Source organism: Pseudoflavonifractor sp. An184 (assembly GCF_002160305.1).
Classification (GTDB): Bacteria; Bacillota; Clostridia; order Oscillospirales; family Oscillospiraceae; genus Lawsonibacter; species Lawsonibacter pullicola.
This window is the reverse complement of the sequence record NZ_NFKI01000067.1, coordinates 1-15,218: the sequence shown is the minus strand read 5'-3', so window position 1 is coordinate 15,218 and position 15,218 is coordinate 1. Positions and strand designations below refer to the sequence as shown.

The window sequence follows — 15,218 nt, the reverse complement described above, 5'->3', positions numbered from 1 at the left end:
ATGGGCATCGCCCATCCCACATTTCAGTTTGTCGAAAAACCTCTGTTCAGACGAATCCGCCCGAGTGTTGGCGGGGGAGCTCGAGGGGGCGGCAGCCCGCCTCGAGTGGAATCGAATGCCCTGAATGCCTTGCATGGCAAGGCGTTCAGCGAGCGCAGCGAGGACTTTTCCGCCGCGCAGCGGCGGGAAAGTAACGGCATTTTTGCAGGCTGTCGGAAAAGTCCTTAGACTTTTTCGACAGCCTGATGTGGGATGGGCATCGCCCATCCCACATTTCAGTTTGTCGAAAAAACGGTACAGAATACAATCCACCTGAGACAGGGCGGGAGAGCTCTAGGGGCGGCAGCCCGCCTCGAATGAAATCAAATGCCCCGGAAGCCTTGCTGTGCAAGGGTTCCGGCAAGGGAAGCGCGAACCTTTGCGCCGCAGCGGGGCGCAAAAGTAACGGCATTTTTACTATTGAAATGCTGCCTGGGAGATATCCAAAGGCTGGCCGCTGCGGTTGTCGATGTCGGTGCCGTTGCCCTCAAACCGGCAGCCGGGCAGGCCCATAGCCTGATCCACAGGTTCCCCCTCGATCAGGATGGCAGTGCCGTTGCGGAGGAACTGGTTGTCCGGGGCGACGGAGTTGAAAAAGTTTGTCTGGTTGGTGTTGTAGTGGACGGCCACCTCATTGCCCTCAAAGCGGCATTCGGTATAGCAGATGCCGCCGTCGGCCCCGGTGCCGTGGCACATCAGGGCGGTGCGCCAGCCGGTGAAGGTGCAGCCGATGGTCCAGGTCCGCTGGGCGGCGGTGACGCCCACCCCGTCTCCGCTCCCCACAAATCAAGGTCATAGAGATAGTTGACCCCATTGTTGATCTTCGGATTCACCTGGACGGAGCCGGTAAAGACCGTGCGGCCCTCCCCCTCCGTATTGCCGTACAGATTTACCGGCCGGCCGGTGATGGACAGGCCCCCCTCATAGGTGACGGCGGGCAGGTGGAGATTCACCACGTCATGGTCCCCGACCTGGTCCTCGATGGAGTCCACCAGAGTCTGGAGGTCCTCAATGGTGTCCATGGGCGCGTCCTCCGGGTAGATGTCCACGGTCTCGATCAGGTCCACGTTCAGCGTCTGGTGGAGCAGGATCACGTCCCCGTTGTCCATGGTGATGGTCCAGGTGCCCCGGGCGGAGTTCTCCCGGCCCAGAAAGTGGGTGAAGCTGGTGAGGGCGGCGTCGGGGGCATAATCGTCGTAGGCTGGCGGGTCGTAGGCGATGTAGCCGGAGGGGTCGTCCGGCGTGTCAAACTCCGCGGTGACCGACGCCACCTTCCGCAGAAAGATCCCCCCGGCATTGGCGCCGGTGTCCTTGTGGTGGATAAACAGACAGACGGGGAAGGTGTACTCCTCGTCTTGTTCCGCCGTTTGGGTGATGACGGGGGCCGGTTCATAGGGGGTGTTCCGCCAGCCCAGGAGGATCTGATAGGTGCCGTCCTCGTCGGTGTAGATCACCTCTCCAGTGCCGCCGTCGTCGTAGACCTGGGGCCGGGTGGAGAGGTACCAGCCCGTCCCCGCCGCTGCCAGCAGCAGAAGAACCGCCAGAATCGGGAGAGCCCTGCGCAGGGCTCTCCTCCAGCTTAGCGCTGGAGGAGAAAGTTCCTGGCGTTCATTGACAGTCCTGGCGCAGTAGGGGCAGAAGGAGGCGTCCGGGTGGAGCTGGGAGCCGCAGTGAGGGCAGCTTACAAAGGTCTTGTCCGGCATGTCACAGCACCTCCATCAGACGGAGCACGTCGGAGTACCGGTTTTTCGGGTTCACCTGGGTGCAGCGGGCCACGATATGGCCCAGCCGGCCGGGGGCCAGCTGCTTGGAGGGGTGCTTCCCGGTGAGCATGACATTGATCAGAACGCCCACGGCGAAGATGTCCGCGCGCTGGTCGGTCTGGGACAGGCCGTACTGCTCCGGGGCGGCAAAGCCGGTGGTGCCCAGGATCTGAGTGTCGGTGTCCTCCTCCGGCTTGTAGAGCCGGGCGGCGTCGAAGTCGATCAGCACGGCCTTGTCCCCCCGCAGGATGATGTTGTCCGGCTTCACGTCCCGGTGGATTGCGCCCAGGGAGTGGAGCACCCACAGGGCCTGGCAGACCTGGGTGACGATTTCCCGGGTCTCCTTTGCGGTGAACAGGGTGTCCTTGAGCAGAAAGTCCAGCGTGTCCCCCTGGATGTACTCCTCCAGAATCAGGTGCTCCTCTCCCCGGGAGGCCACCTCCAGGGTGACCGGGAGGTGGGAGCAAGTGTACTGGAGCAGCTTCTGATATACCTCGGCATTTCCAGTAAAGTGCCGCAGCACAAGCGGTTTTCCGTCTGTCCGGCGCCGGATCAGATATACGCCGCCCCGGTCGCTCTCCTTCATCTGCCGAACCAGTTCATATTCCGTTTGTAAGATTTCCAGCAGCCAGGAATAGATAAGAATCCCTCCTCCAAAAGCAAAACACGATGCAGGGAGCATATTGTTTTCCAAGTCAAAGTGTTATAAAATAAATATAAACGATTTAAAACTGGAAGTAAAGAGGGGAAAACCGTGAAAGAAAGCAGTACCCAGGATTTGAGCCGCGAGCTGATGAGCGAGTCCAACCTGGACGCATATCTCTCCCGAAACCAGCCCGTTTTTTCTGATGAGGACGTGGCCAACCTTTTAAACCGGCTCTATCAGAGAACCGATCTGTCCAAGGCGGCCCTGGCCCGGCAGGCGGGTATGAGCGAGGTGTACCTCCACCAGGTGTTTTCCGGTCGAAGAAAGCCTTCCCGGGACCGGCTGCTGTGCCTGTGCATCTGCATGGGCGCTTCGCTGGAGGAGATCCAGCAGGCGCTCAAACATGCCATCTACGCCCCCCTCTACCCCAAGCACAAGCGGGACGCCATCATCAGTTATGGGATCCTTCATGGCACTGCCCTGGAAAAAATCAATGAAAAACTGGCCCAGGAACAGGAGCAGGCTCTGTTCTGAATGGACAAGCCCGGATTGCAAGGGCGTCAAATGAAACAAAGGTCCCGCTCCCCGCGGAATGGGGGCGGGATCTTTTTGCGTTTTGGGGAGATCACATCAGCCGCTTGCCATCCTGGAAGGCGTTGCCCACCTTTTTCCCCAGCTTCCGGTAGGCGGCGTGGATGGGATCGAAGGTGATGGGGTCCAGCTTGTCCGGGTCGATCCTGCCGTCGTCCCCCAGCACCCTCTCGTCGGCGCTCACATTGACGATCTCGCCCACCAGGCGGCAGGTCTCAGGGTCGTAGCTCACCAGCCTGCACTCCAGAGCCATGGGCAGCTCGTCAATGAGGGGAGCGTCCACGAATTCAGAGCGGGTGGTGTGCCAGCCCGCCTTCTCCAGCTTCCTGGGCTCCGTGTTGCCCGAGGCGATTCCCACATAGTCGCAGGCCACCAGCTGCTCCGCCGTGGCCATGCTGATGGTAAAAGCCTTCCGGGCCAGGATGTTGGCGGTGGTCTTGTGCCCCTCGCTGATGCACACGGAGATCTCGCTGGCCTCGCTGATGCCGCCCCAGGCGGCGTTCATGGCGTCGGGGGCGCCGTCCTCCCCGTAGGTGGCCAGAATCAGCACCGGCTGGGGATAGGTCCAGGGCTTGGGACCGAAGTTTTTGCGCATGACACAGTACCTCCAATCAAAGCTCTGTCCGGCGGCCGGAGAGAGGTCCGGGCCGGAAGAATCAGGTTCCCCTCTATGATACTCCCTATCTGGACAGGAAGCAATGGAAATCCTGCTCCGGGGCGTGGATCGCGGTTTCCCTCTTTCATTTTTCTGAAAAATATGGTATACTACACTTTGTTACGAATTTCACAAGGAGAGAGGTTGGACCGTGGGAAACGTCACGCTGATTGGAATGCCGGGTTCGGGGAAAAGTACGGTGGGCGTATTGCTGGCCAAGGCTCTGGGCTACGGTTTTTTGGACACGGATCTGGTGATCCAGCAGCAGGAGGGGGCGCTCCTCCAGGAGATCCTGGACGAGAAGGGGGTCCCCTATTTTCTGGACGCGGAGGAGCGTGCGGTGCGCTCGGTGGCGTGCGACCGGCACGTGATCGCCCCCGGGGGCAGCGTGGTCTGCCGGGAGGGGGCCATCGCCCACCTGAAGGCCGCGGGACCGGTGATCTACCTGCGGGTGCCCCTGGAGGAGTTGAAGGCCCGAATCCACAATCTGGACTCCCGGGGCATCGCCCTGGAGCCGGGTCAGACCCTGGAGGACATCATGGACCTCCGGGCCCCCCTGTATGAGCGCTACGCCGACGCGGTGGTGGACGCCGTCCCCGGACAGTCCACGGCACAGACCGTCTCCTCAGTGCTGGAGCGCCTGGAACAGCTGGTTCCGGGCCTCACCTGGCACGCCCCCAGCCCACAGGGAACCGTGGGCCGGCCCCGGAAGGAAGATTCTCCGGAGGCCGAATGAAAAGAAGGAAGTAGAACATGACATTTCAGACACTGGGGCTGTGCGCCCCGATTTTGACCGCCCTGGAGGAGCACGGGTATGAGCGGCCCTCCCCCATCCAGGAGAAGGCCATCCCCCCCGCCCTGGCCGGGCGGGACGTGCTGGGCTGCGCCCAGACGGGCACCGGCAAGACCTGCGCCTTTGCCGCGCCCATTTTACAGCGCCTGAGCGCCTCCAGGGTCCAGGGACACCCCCTGCGGGCCCTGATCCTCACCCCCACCCGGGAGCTGGCCATCCAGATTGAGGAGAGCTTCCTGGCCTACGGCAAGCACCTGTCCCTGCGGTGCGCCGTCATCTTCGGCGGCGTGGGCCAGAACCCCCAGGTGGAGGCCCTAGGCCGGGGGGTGGACATCCTGGTGGCCACCCCGGGCCGGCTCATGGACCTGTACCAGCAGGGCTTCGTCAAGCTGGACCAGCTGGAGATCTTCGTGCTGGACGAGGCCGACCGGATGCTGGATATGGGCTTCATCCACGATGTGAAAAAGATCTTAAAGTGGCTGCCGAAGCAGAAGCAGACCATGCTGTTTTCCGCCACCATGCCCCCGGAGATCACCGAGCTGGTGAACTCTCTGCTCCACGACCCCGTCCGGGTGGCGGTGGACCCGGTGTCCTCCCCGGTGGAGGCCATCGAGCAGTCGGTGTACTTTGTGGACAAGAACAACAAGACCAAGCTGCTGGCCCATCTGATCCGGGAGCTGGACGTGAAAAACGCCCTGGTGTTCACCCGCACCAAGCACGGGGCCAACAAGGTGGCCAGGGATCTGGCCAAGGCGGGCATCACCGCCGCCGCCATCCACGGCAACAAGAGCCAGACCGCCCGGCAGCAGGCCCTGGCCGACTTCAAGGCCGGGAAGATCCAGTGCCTGGTGGCCACCGACATCGCCGCCCGGGGGCTGGACATCGAGGAGCTCTCCCACGTGTTCAACTACAACCTCCCCGAGGTGCCCGAGACCTACGTCCACCGCATCGGCCGCACCGGCCGGGCCGGACGGGAGGGGGTTGCCGTCGCCTTCTGCGACTTTGGGGAGAAGCCCCTGCTCCGCGACATTGAGAAGCTGATGGGCCGCACCGTGCCGGTGGTGGAGGACCACCCCTACCCCATGGTGGTGCTGGAGGCACCCAAGAAGGACAAGCGCGGCCGCATCATCAACGAGGAGGACGCGGAGGCCCGGGCCGCCGCCAAGGAGCGCCGCCGGGCCCAGGACGCCGCCAACAAGGCGGCCGCCGAGGAGCGGAAGAAGAAGGCCGGGGAGGCGGTGCTGTCCGCCGTCTCCGCCGTGGCCGCCGCCGTCACCGGCGAGGGCGGCGCCCAGGACGGAAAGAAAAAGAAGCGCCGCCGGAAAAAGGGCAAGGGCGGCGGGGAGACCGCCCCGGTCCAGGAGGCGCAGGCGCCGGAGACTCCGGTCCGGGAGACGCCGGCCCGGGAGGCCGCCCGGGTCAAGCCCCTCCGCCCCGGCGTGCGGCTGGATACGGGGGACGCCATGCCCCGCACGGAATTCGACCGGCCCGACCCCCTGGCCGGCGACCACATCATGGACGCCACCGCCCGGCTGCTGGCCCCCCGGAAGAGCACCCTCAGCAGGGAGGGGAGCGCCGCCTCCCGCCGCGCCGCCCCCAGAAAGCGGCGCAGAGGGAACGCGAGGGGCGAGGGAGAGACCCGCGCCGCCGGGAAGGAGAAGCCTCAGCGCGCCGCCGCCCCCGCCGAGGCGGGCCGGAAAAAGCGGAGCGAGGCTGGGGAGAGCAAGGCCCGTCCGGCTGCCCGCTCCTCCAAAAAGCACCGGGGCGGCCCCCGGGGCCCCATCGAGCCCATGAAGTCCAACCGCACCAAGGACTCCACCGAGCAGCACAGCTTGATGAAGCCCTACTATCTGGACAACTGATCCCGGGGCGGCACGCTCCCCCGCGGACATGCCCGCCTCACAGGGGCGGGGAACGTAGAGAACCATTCCGGAAAAGGGAAACAAAATAAAAAACTGGAGGGCATGAACAATGGATTATCAGGCAATGTATCAGCAGAAGCTGACCACTCCGGAGGAGGCGGTCAAGGTCGTCAAGTCCGGCGACTGGGTGGACTACACCTGGTGCACCAACCACCCGGTGGCCCTGGACAAGGCCCTGGCCGCCCGGAAGGACGAGCTCACCGACGTGAAGATCCGGGGCGGCGTCACCATGTGGATGCCGGAGATCGCCAAAGCCGACGACGCCGGCGACCACTTCACCTGGCACTCCTGGCACTGCAGCGGCATCGACCGCAAGATCATGAAGAAGGGCATGGGCTACTTCAGCCCCATGCGCTACTCCGAGCTGCCCCGGTTCTACCGGGAGAACCTGGCCCCTGTGGACGTGGTGATGCTCCAGGTGAGCCCCATGGACGCCCACGGCAACTTCAACTTCGGTCTGGCCGCCTCCCACCTGGCGGACATGATGGCCCGGGCCAAGTGCATCATCGTGGAGGTCAACCAGAATATGCCCTGGGTGTACGGCCTCACCGGCACTGAGATCAACATTCAGGACGTGGACTTCGTGGTGGAGGGGGACAATCCCCCCGTGGCCCAGCTGGGCGGCGGCGGTGAGCCCACCGACGTGGACCGTGCGGTGGCCAACCTGGTGGTGCCCGAGATCCCCAACGGCGCCTGCCTGCAGCTGGGCATCGGCGGCATGCCCAACACCATCGGCGCCATGATCGCCCAGTCCGACCTGAAGGACCTGTCCGTCCATACGGAGATGTATGTGGACGGCTTTGTGGACATCGCCGCCGCCGGCAAGATCACCGGCCGCCACAAGAACCTGGACAAGGGCCGTCAGGTCTACGCCTTCGCCGCCGGCACCCAGAAGCTGTACGACTACGTGAACCGCAACCCGGACGTGATGGCCGCCCCGGTGGACTACACCAACGACGTGCGGGTCATCGGCCAGATCGACAACTTCATCTCCATCAACAACGCGGTGGACCTGGACCTGTTCGGCCAGGTGAACGCCGAGTCCGCCGGCCTCAAGCACATCTCCGGCACCGGCGGCCAGCTGGACTTCGTCATGGGCGCCTACCTGTCCAAGGGCGGCAAGAGCTTTATCTGCCTGTCCTCCACCGTCACCGGCAAGGACGGCACCATGAAGAGCCGCATCGTCCCCACCCTCACCAACGGCTCCATCTGCACCGACCCCCGGTCCTGTGTCCACTACATCGTCACCGAGTACGGCATGGTCAACCTGAAGGGCCTGTCCACCTGGGAGCGGGCGGAGGCCCTCATCTCCATCGCCCACCCCGACTTCCGGGAGCAGCTCATCGCCGACGCCGAGAAAATGGGCATCTGGCGTCGCAGCAACAAGTAAGAAATTTTGCAAAAATCCCCAGCCGGCAGGCTGGGGATTTTTTATTTGTGGTCAGGATTCCAAACTCCAAAGAAAATTTTCCAGTTTCAAACGGCTGCCCACCGTGGTCCCCTCGGGGAGAAGAAACATGGTGATGGAGTGGGGCTGCCCCTGGTCGGAGACCAGGTCGGCGTAGTCCCCCTGGATGGCGGTCACCGTGTAAAAAATCGGGTCCATATGCCGGCGCTCCTTTCCGCTTCCGGCGCTCCGCCAGTATATTGGCGGAACGTCCAATAAACTGATCTTGCAAAATTCGAGTTTTTTCCCTATCCTGGATATAGGCCCTGTTTAAACCATGTCAGCATACCCCGACGGCGGGGCTTTTCCCGCCATACCGCGTTGATTTTCCTTGCAATACAAAAAAAGTATTGCCGCGTCAAACCGCCTTGTCCGGCGAAAAGAATCCCTCGCCGCTGGGCACATTTCCATGCTTCAAACAGGGCCTGGATGACAGAACTGGTTTCACCGCTCCAGAAAAAGAGAGGGAGTGCCCCATGTCCGGTGAGAAAAGACGGTCGCTGAATGAAAATCTCTCCCGCAACCTCAGCTTGATCTACACCCTGCGGCGGGAGACAGAGAAGATAAACCTGACGGAATTTGCCAACGAACTGGGAATCGGCCACACCACCTTACAGAATATCCTCCGCCAGAAGTGCAATTTGACCCTGGACACGGTGGACCTCATCGCCCAGCGCCTGGACTTCCCCGCCCTCCAGCTTCTGGCGGACCAGTACCCGGAGACCGATCTGACCCGGGGCGCCCTCCTTCTGGAGATGGTGGGGATGTGCGGCGGCCTGACGCCGGAGCGGCGCATGCGGGTGGCCATGCAGCTGTGCCGGGTGCTGGAGGAGCTGGCAGAGGAGGAGACGGCGGGGTTCAGCGGATGATGTCCCACTGGACCGGGCGGTAGAAGAGGGCCTCCACCTGCTCCGGGTCCCGGGTCCGGCCCAGTACCCACATGAGCTTGGTCACCGCCGCCTCCAGGGTCATGTTATAGCCCTCCAGAAGGCGGTACTTCTCCTTCACCTGATAGCCCACCTGATAGACCGCCATGTCGCTGCCCTCATAGGGCACCTGGGTGAGCATGACGATGGTCTTGCCCGCCTGGAGCCACCGCTCCACCGCCTGGGCGAAGGGGCCGGAGCCGCCCCCCGGCAGGCCGCCCACCCCGAAGCTCTGGAGGATGACCGCCTGATAGCTGTCCTCCAGGGCGGCCAGGGCCTCGGTCCCCATGCCGGGGATCAGGGTGAGGAGCAGGACCCGGTCCTCCAGAGTGTGGTAGAAGTCAGGGGACTCCTTGGCGTCCAGGGCGGGGAGATAGCGGATGAGCCGCCCGTCCCGGATGACCCCGATCTCCGGGTAGTCCACGCTGGAGAATGCGTTGAAGCTCTTGGTGCGCTCCTTCCGGGCCCGGGTGCCCAGGATCACCTTGCCGTCAAAGACCAGGCTCACCCCCCGGGAGCCCTCCGCCGCGGCGTAGAGAAAGGCGTTATATAAATTCATCCGGGCGTCGGTGTTCTCCAGGCAGATGGACTTCTGGGAGCCGGTGAGCACGATGGGCTTGGGGGAGAACTGGATCAGGTAGGACAGGGCCGCCGCGGTATAGGCCATGGTGTCGGTGCCGTGGGTGACCACAAAGCCGTCGTACCGGTCGTAGTGCTCCTCGATGGCCCGGGCCATCCGCAGCCAGTGGCTGGGCCCCAGGTTGCTGCTGTCCAGATTCATCAGCTGGATGGTCTCCACCCGGCACAGCTCCCCGATGGCGGGAACATAGCCCAGAATCTCCCGGGAGGTGATGGCCGGGGCCAGCCCCTGGCCCGTCTCCCTGGATGCGATGGTGCCCCCGGTGGCCAGCATGAGGATGTGCTTCATCAAAATTCCGCCTCCTGTCAAGCCCCCGCGGGGGGGGGGGCCTATGTAGGATTACAGAAAGGTCTCCACTGCCCGGCGGGCGGAGTAGAGCTCGGTGAGCCGGGCGGCCAGCGCGGAGGAGTTGTAGCCCAGAGCGCCCACCGGGCAGTGGGCCACGCAGGACATGCAGCTGATGCACTTGTCGTCGGCCCACAGCAGGGTCTTGGGGTCCATGGCCCCGGTGGGGCACACCTGAGCGCAGAAGCCGCATCCCAGGCAGATGTCCCAGTCCCGGTCCTTCTTCACCGGCACCGCCGGCTTGGGGGCGGGGGAGGGATTGCCGGGCACCTCCGCTTCGGTCCAGCCGGGCTGGGAGAGCTTCTCCTCCACACCCTGAACAAAGGATTTCAGAGCCTCCATGTCCTCCTCGTCGGGACGGCCCACGCCCAGAGTGGGGGCGAAGATGTGGGGGGTGATGACGGCGGCGGCCCCCACGCAGCGGAAGCCCCGCTCCCCCATCTCCCGCTTCATCTGGGCCAGGGCGTCGTCATAGTGCCGGTTGCCGTAGGTGGCCAGGATCACACAGGGAGTATTCTCCCCCTTCAGGCCGTCCAGTAGTCCGGGCACCGCCGGGCGCTGTCCGGCGTACACCGGCAGGGCCAGGACCAGCAGGTCCTCCGGGGCGAGCTGCTTCTCCTTCTTGCTCGGGCCGGTGAGCTCCAGCAGCTCCGCCTCCCCCTCAAACAGGGAGCAGACGGCCTCCAGGGCCCGCTTGGTTCCTCCGGTGGGGCTGAAATAGGCCCCGGTTACGTGTGTCATAACATCTTCCCCTTTCCTCATTTGTTCGACTTGGTGGAAAAGAGGGGGCCGGACGGCCCCCTCCCAGGCTGTCGGAAAAGTCCTTGGACTTTTCCGACAGCCTGAAAAAATGCCGTTACTTTTGCGCCGCAACAGCGGCGCAAAAGTCCTCGCTTCGCTTGCCGGAATCCTTGCACAGCAAGGCTTCCGGGGCATTTGATCCCATTCGAGGCGGGCGGCTGCCCCCTCGAGCTCCCCCGCCCTGACGCAGGCGGATTTTATCCTGTACAGGTTTTTCGATAAACTGAGAGGGGGCCGGACGGCCCCCTCTTTTGTTTTGGCAGAATTCTCCTTACAGGCACTGGAGATATTTTCCGTACAGAGTCATGCTCAGCTCGTCCCCGATGGCGTGGACGTGGCCGGCGGTGATCCAGCCCTCCTGGAGCCCCAGCTCCTCCAGACAGCCCACATAGCGTCCGGTCTCGTCCTGGATCTCCTTGATGGTCTGGCCGGCGGTGAGCAGGCTGTCCGCCGTGCCGGCATCCAGCCAGGTGAACCCCTTCTCCAGGGGGATGACCTGGAGCTGCCCCCGGCGGAGGTATTCCAGATTCACGTCGGTGATCTCCAGCTCCCCGCGGGCGGAGGGCTTCAGGTTCCCGGCGATCTCCATGACCTGGTTGTCATAGAAGTAGAGGCCGGGGACGATGTAGTTGGACTTGGGGTGCCGGGGCTTCTCCTCGATGGAGATGGCCCGGCCGCTCTCGTCGAACTCCACCACGCCGAAGGGGCGGGGGTCCTCCACCCAATAGCCAAAGACAGTGGCCCCGGACCGGCCGGCGGCGGCCTGCTTCAAGGTAGCACCCAGGGAGGGGGCGTAGAAAATGTTGTCCCCCAGCACCAGGCACACGTGGTCGGTGCCCACAAACTCCCGGCCGATGAGCAGGGCGTCGGCAATGCCCCGGGCCACCGGCTGCTCCGCATAGGTGATCTGCAGCCCGTACTGGCTGCCGTCACCCAGCAGGGCACGGAAGGTGTCCGTCTCCCCGGGGGGGACGATGACCATAATATCGGAGATCCCCGCCTGCATCAAAATGGCAATGGGATAGTAGATCAGCGGTTTATCATAGACGGGCAAGAGCGGCTTGCACACCGGCTTGGTCATGGGATAGAGGCGGGTGCCCTTTCCCGCGGCTAATACAATACCCTTCACAGCATCCTCCTGTTTTCTGTCGGCTGTTTTCTCAGACTGTGTGAAATGCACGGAGCGTCCGTCAAAATCCCGAAACAGCCTGGATTTCTGACCCATTCACTATATCATGTTCCATAATCCTTTTCAAGGGGCTTTCCATTAAGAGTTTATGAATATAGGGAGCAAAGGAGCCGGTTTTTCCTAGGCCATGTTTGAAACGGGTCAATATACCACAACGGATGGTCTTTTTCCGCCATACTGCGTTGATTTTCCTTGCAATCCACAAAGGATTGCCGCGTCAAATCGCCTTGTCCGGCGAAAAATCCCTTGCCGTTGGGCACAGTTCCAATTTTCAAACAAGGGCTAGTATTCCGAACCGTCCGGCCCGCCGGAGGACGGGTGCTCAAATTCCTTCAGAAGGGTCATGCAGCGGGTCAGGCAGGACTCCAGATTCTCCGGCCCGCCAGGGCTGGAGCCGAAGCGGAGAATCTCGGCGACGAAGTTCAGCTTGAGGCGCTGGACGGCCAGGTCCCGCTGAACCTCCGGCTCCTCTCCGATGAGGACGTAGATGGGGACCGACAGGGAGGAGGCCAGGCTGCCCAGATTCTGGAGGGAGGGATTTCCCGCGCCCCGCTCATAGGCGGACAGGCTGCTGGCGGAGATGCCGGAGCGGTGTTCCAGCTCCTCCAGGGAGAGGCCGCACCGCTTGCGCAGCATTCGGAGCTGTGCGGCGAATTTCTTTTGCAGTTCCTCCTGTGTCAAAGCGGCGTACCCTCCTCTCTCGGCAGTGTGTCCTAAAAAAGGATAACCGATTCCCCAATTCCTGTCAATTCCTCATTTCGCCCCGCTGTGGGCCGCCGGAGCGGGAGAAGATTTTCAAAAAAGCCATATTCATTTTCCTGATTTTATGGTATGATACCAATGAATGCGCGGCCGCCTGGGATTTGGGGCGGCCCGGCGGGGAAAGGAGCGTGACGGACATGAAAAGACATTGGAGCGCGGGGCTGTTCTGGCTGGCGGTTCTGGTGCTGACCCTGTCCGGCTGCTTCTTCCGGGCGCCGGCGGACCTGTATCAGAGTCCGGAGCAGTCGGCGGACTACCTGAGCCTGACCCAGACCATCCGAAACGCGAAGAACGCCCTGTCCCAGGAGTACGGGGTGGAGGTGGAGGACATCTCCGTGATGAGCGGCAACAACACCGCCCTCATTCAGCTCCAGGATATGGACGGGGACGGGGCAACGGAGACGGCGGTCACCTTTTTCCGGGTGCCCGACGCGGACAGGCCGCTGAAAATCTATTTCTTTACCAAGTCGGATGAGGATACTTATACCGCCAGCGCGGTGGTGGAGGGGACCGGCTCCTCCATCTACCGGGTGGACTATGTGGACCTGAACGGTAACGGGACCAAGGAAGTGGTGGTCAGCTGGCAGATGAACACCGGCGCCTACCTCCTGGGGGCCTACTCCCTGGAGGAGGTCATGAACCGCAACGTACAGCAGGCGGCTGTCTCCTCCACCGCCTCCGGGCCGGCGGCGGTGCCCAAGCAGGACGCCCTGCGGGCCGAGGAGTGGATGACCACCGCCTATACGGAATACGCTCTCTACGATCTGGACCAGGACACCCGCACGGAGATCGCGGTGATCCAGGTGGACCCGGCGGGCACCAACAGCACGGTACAGCTCTATGGCTGGCGGGACGGCACCTTTATGATCCGGGATACCGTCTCCCTGTCCGCGGGAATCGTCAGCAACGGTATCCGGAATGTGGCCACCAACTTCCTCCGGGGGGAGGAAAACGTGCCGGTGCGGGCCCTGTATATCTCCAGCGAACTGGCTGACGGGCGCCATGCGGTGGATGTGGTGACCTACCGGGACGGGAAGCTTGCCAATCTGAGCCTGGATGAGACCGGCGTGAGCCGGGACGTGCTGGACCGGTATGTGGATCTGGACCCCGCGGACGTCAATGAGGACGGAGTGCTGGAGCTGCCCAGCCCCATCCAGCTGCCCAGCAGCAGCGACACCTCCGCCTCGGATTTCTGGCTCATCGACTGGAGCCAGTACACCAGCCGGGGGACAAAGGAGTATGTGTGCACCACCTACCACAATATTGCCGACGGCTGGTACCTGACGGTCCCGGAGGATTGGAAGGACCAGATCACGCTGAGCCGGAACGACTTTGTCACGGGACAGCGGGCGGTCTCCTTCTACCACCTGGACGGGAAGGGCCAGCGGGAGAGCAGCCCCTTCCTGGTGATCTATAAATTTACCAGCCAGTTCAGCCGGGCGGAGACCTCCAACCGGTTCCTCCTGCGGGAGGAGGAGGGGGCGGTATACGCCGCCACTTTCTACGACAGCGACTGGAACTGCGGCATGGACGGCACAGAGCTTCAGGCGGCCTTCCATCTGATCCAAAGCAGCTGGAGCGACTGACGGGAAGCCGATAAGAGGGAGACAGACATGAGAAAAGTTTTGGTTTTGGAGGATGAAGAGAATATCCGCAGCTTTGTGGTCATCAACCTAAAGCGGGCGGGCTATGAGACCATCGAGGCCGGCACCGGGGAGGAGGCCCTGGCCCTCATCAAGGAGGACCCGGGCATCAAGGTGGCGCTGCTGGACATCATGCTGCCCGGCATCGACGGCTTTGAGGTGTGCCGCCGCATCCGGGCCATGGACAGCAAGATCGGGATCATCATGCTCACCGCCCGCACCCAGGAGATGGACAAGGTCACCGGCCTGATGACCGGGGCGGACGACTATGTGACCAAGCCCTTCTCCCCGGCGGAGCTCACCGCCCGGGTGGACGCCCTGTTCCGCCGCACCGGCGGCGAGGAGGAAACGGCCTCGGCGGACGAAATCAACCAGCCTCCCTTCCTGCTGAACACCCGAAACCGAACCTTGGAAAAAAACGGCCAGCGGGTGAAGCTGACCCAGGTGGAGTACGGCATCGTCAAGCTGTTCATGGAGAACCCCGGAAAGGCCCTCTCCCGGGAGGAGATTCTGGATGCGGTGTGGGGCAAGGACTACTTCGGCGAGTTAAAAATCGTGGACGTGAACATCCGCCGCCTGCGCATCAAAATCGAGGACAACCCCACGAAACCGACGTATGTGAATACGGTGTGGGGTTACGGGTATAAGTGGGGCAGTTAAACCGCAGACAAGTCCGGTGGGGTTGTCCTGGGGCCCCGCAAAGCGGGGCGCGCGTCAGCGCGTACAAGCGTTTTGGCCAGAAGGGCCAAAACCTTGGCGGACACCGAGCCGCAGCGAGGCGTTTCGGAGCGCAACCGCCGCGCAGCGGCGGCACTTGGCGCGGAGATGGGCGAATTGATTTCGCCCGAGCATTTTAAAACAGATGGGGTCCCCAGAAGCTGGGCTTCTGGGGCGCAACCCCACGAAACCGACGTATGTGAATACGGTGTGGGGTTACGGGTACAAGTGGGGCAGTTAAACCGCAGACAAGTCCGGTGGGGTTGTACTGGGGCCCCGCAAAGCGGGGCGCGCGTCAGCGCGTACAAGCGTTTTGGCCAGAAGGGCCAAAACCTTGGC

General features: G+C 62.9%; 17 protein-coding genes. 8 read left to right on the top strand and 9 right to left on the bottom strand.

The genetic code is table 11. From position 1 onward, the window contains the following. Positions 1-228: hypothetical protein (locus B5F19_RS17760; protein ID WP_204248344.1), on the top strand; the 228-nt coding region annotated here is incomplete at its 5' end. Between the two features lie 228 nt (positions 229-456). On the opposite strand, the gene B5F19_RS14845 is transcribed toward B5F19_RS17760, so the two are convergent. From B5F19_RS14845 to B5F19_RS14835, 3 genes are read right to left on the bottom strand one after another with little or no spacing between them, the layout of a single operon-like run. Further along, positions 457-804, bottom strand: a complete 348-nt coding sequence (locus B5F19_RS14845; protein ID WP_087291893.1) for a hypothetical protein — start codon at positions 802-804, stop codon at positions 457-459. Further along, on the bottom strand, positions 735-1,742 hold the full coding sequence (locus B5F19_RS14840) for a zinc ribbon domain-containing protein (protein ID WP_087291890.1): 1,008 nt from the start codon (positions 1,740-1,742) through the stop codon (positions 735-737). The genes B5F19_RS14845 and B5F19_RS14840 overlap by 70 nt, the downstream gene beginning before the upstream one ends. Position 1,743: 1 nt before the next feature. Beyond that, entirely contained in the window at positions 1,744-2,388 is a 645-nt protein-coding gene (locus tag B5F19_RS14835) for a protein kinase (RefSeq protein ID WP_242972835.1), read from the bottom strand. Positions 2,389-2,556: 168 nt separating this feature from the next. Between B5F19_RS14835 and B5F19_RS14830 the strand changes: the two genes are divergently transcribed. Next, on the top strand, positions 2,557-2,982 hold the full coding sequence (locus tag B5F19_RS14830) for a helix-turn-helix transcriptional regulator (protein ID WP_087291883.1): 426 nt from the start codon (positions 2,557-2,559) through the stop codon (positions 2,980-2,982). A 91-nt stretch (positions 2,983-3,073) separates the two neighbouring features. On the opposite strand, the gene B5F19_RS14825 is transcribed toward B5F19_RS14830, so the two are convergent. Then, on the bottom strand, positions 3,074-3,634 hold the full coding sequence (locus tag B5F19_RS14825; protein ID WP_087291880.1) for a flavin reductase family protein: 561 nt from the start codon (positions 3,632-3,634) through the stop codon (positions 3,074-3,076). Positions 3,635-3,845: 211 nt separating this feature from the next. Here B5F19_RS14825 and B5F19_RS14820 point away from each other — a divergent pair, with 211 nt between their 5' ends. From B5F19_RS14820 to B5F19_RS14810, 3 genes are all read left to right on the top strand, one after another. Beyond that, positions 3,846-4,430 (top strand): shikimate kinase, encoded by a 585-nt coding sequence (locus B5F19_RS14820; RefSeq protein ID WP_087291877.1) that lies wholly within the window; start codon positions 3,846-3,848, stop codon positions 4,428-4,430. Positions 4,431-4,447: 17 nt separating this feature from the next. Continuing rightward, a complete protein-coding gene (locus B5F19_RS14815) occupies positions 4,448-6,349 on the top strand; it encodes a DEAD/DEAH box helicase (protein WP_087291874.1) in 1,902 nt (633 codons plus the stop codon). A gap of 109 nt (positions 6,350-6,458) precedes the next feature. Then, on the top strand, positions 6,459-7,799 hold the full coding sequence (locus B5F19_RS14810) for a butyryl-CoA:acetate CoA-transferase (protein WP_087291871.1): 1,341 nt from the start codon (positions 6,459-6,461) through the stop codon (positions 7,797-7,799). 51 nt (positions 7,800-7,850) lie between these two features. Here the strand turns inward: B5F19_RS14810 and B5F19_RS17755 are convergent, their stop codons facing one another. Continuing rightward, positions 7,851-8,015 carry a hypothetical protein gene (locus B5F19_RS17755; protein ID WP_204248343.1) on the bottom strand — a complete coding sequence of 55 codons (165 nt, stop codon included), beginning with the start codon at positions 8,013-8,015 and terminating at the stop codon, positions 7,851-7,853. A gap of 317 nt (positions 8,016-8,332) precedes the next feature. Between B5F19_RS17755 and B5F19_RS14805 the strand changes: the two genes are divergently transcribed. After that, entirely contained in the window at positions 8,333-8,725 is a 393-nt protein-coding gene (locus B5F19_RS14805) for a helix-turn-helix transcriptional regulator (RefSeq protein WP_087291868.1), read from the top strand. Here B5F19_RS14805 and B5F19_RS14800 read toward each other — a convergent pair. The 4 genes from B5F19_RS14800 to B5F19_RS14785 all read right to left on the bottom strand — a co-directional run bounded on the left by B5F19_RS14800 (position 8,715) and on the right by B5F19_RS14785 (position 12,438). Continuing rightward, complete coding sequence (locus B5F19_RS14800) at positions 8,715-9,710, bottom strand: asparaginase (protein ID WP_087291865.1); 996 nt, start codon at positions 9,708-9,710, stop codon at positions 8,715-8,717. The two genes, B5F19_RS14805 and B5F19_RS14800, sit on opposite strands and share 11 nt — an antisense overlap. 51 nt (positions 9,711-9,761) lie before the next feature. Continuing rightward, positions 9,762-10,508, bottom strand: a complete 747-nt coding sequence (locus tag B5F19_RS14795; RefSeq protein ID WP_162612593.1) for a 4Fe-4S binding protein — start codon at positions 10,506-10,508, stop codon at positions 9,762-9,764. 331 nt (positions 10,509-10,839) lie between these two features. Continuing rightward, positions 10,840-11,697 (bottom strand): glucose-1-phosphate thymidylyltransferase RfbA, encoded by an 858-nt coding sequence (gene rfbA / locus B5F19_RS14790; RefSeq protein ID WP_087291859.1) that lies wholly within the window; start codon positions 11,695-11,697, stop codon positions 10,840-10,842. 342 nt (positions 11,698-12,039) lie between these two features. Continuing rightward, positions 12,040-12,438, bottom strand: a complete 399-nt coding sequence (locus tag B5F19_RS14785) for a helix-turn-helix transcriptional regulator (RefSeq protein ID WP_087291856.1) — start codon at positions 12,436-12,438, stop codon at positions 12,040-12,042. A gap of 218 nt (positions 12,439-12,656) precedes the next feature. Between B5F19_RS14785 and B5F19_RS14780 the strand changes: the two genes are divergently transcribed. Both B5F19_RS14780 and B5F19_RS14775 read left to right on the top strand, forming a co-directional pair. Next, on the top strand, positions 12,657-14,105 hold the full coding sequence (locus B5F19_RS14780; protein ID WP_087291854.1) for a hypothetical protein: 1,449 nt from the start codon (positions 12,657-12,659) through the stop codon (positions 14,103-14,105). Positions 14,106-14,132: 27 nt separating this feature from the next. After that, entirely contained in the window at positions 14,133-14,822 is a 690-nt protein-coding gene (locus B5F19_RS14775) for a response regulator transcription factor (RefSeq protein WP_087291851.1), read from the top strand. Positions 14,823-15,218 lie beyond the last annotated feature (396 nt).

What these genes read in the sequence shown, in the direction of transcription:
- B5F19_RS14840 (WP_087291890.1), bottom strand. Translation starts at nt 1,742, where the DNA reads ATGCCGGACAAGACCTTTGTAAGCTGCCCTCACTGCGGCTCCCAGCTC.
- B5F19_RS14835 (WP_242972835.1), bottom strand. Translation starts at nt 2,388, where the DNA reads ATGAAGGAGAGCGACCGGGGCGGCGTATATCTGATCCGGCGCCGGACA.
- B5F19_RS14825 (WP_087291880.1), bottom strand. Translation starts at nt 3,634, where the DNA reads ATGCGCAAAAACTTCGGTCCCAAGCCCTGGACCTATCCCCAGCCGGTG.
- B5F19_RS14815 (WP_087291874.1), top strand. Translation starts at nt 4,448, where the DNA reads ATGACATTTCAGACACTGGGGCTGTGCGCCCCGATTTTGACCGCCCTG.
- B5F19_RS14810 (WP_087291871.1), top strand. Translation starts at nt 6,459, where the DNA reads ATGGATTATCAGGCAATGTATCAGCAGAAGCTGACCACTCCGGAGGAG.
- B5F19_RS17755 (WP_204248343.1), bottom strand. Translation starts at nt 8,015, where the DNA reads ATGGACCCGATTTTTTACACGGTGACCGCCATCCAGGGGGACTACGCC.
- B5F19_RS14805 (WP_087291868.1), top strand. Translation starts at nt 8,333, where the DNA reads ATGTCCGGTGAGAAAAGACGGTCGCTGAATGAAAATCTCTCCCGCAAC.
- B5F19_RS14800 (WP_087291865.1), bottom strand. Translation starts at nt 9,710, where the DNA reads ATGAAGCACATCCTCATGCTGGCCACCGGGGGCACCATCGCATCCAGG.
- B5F19_RS14795 (WP_162612593.1), bottom strand. Translation starts at nt 10,508, where the DNA reads ATGACACACGTAACCGGGGCCTATTTCAGCCCCACCGGAGGAACCAAG.
- B5F19_RS14780 (WP_087291854.1), top strand. Translation starts at nt 12,657, where the DNA reads ATGAAAAGACATTGGAGCGCGGGGCTGTTCTGGCTGGCGGTTCTGGTG.
- B5F19_RS14775 (WP_087291851.1), top strand. Translation starts at nt 14,133, where the DNA reads ATGAGAAAAGTTTTGGTTTTGGAGGATGAAGAGAATATCCGCAGCTTT.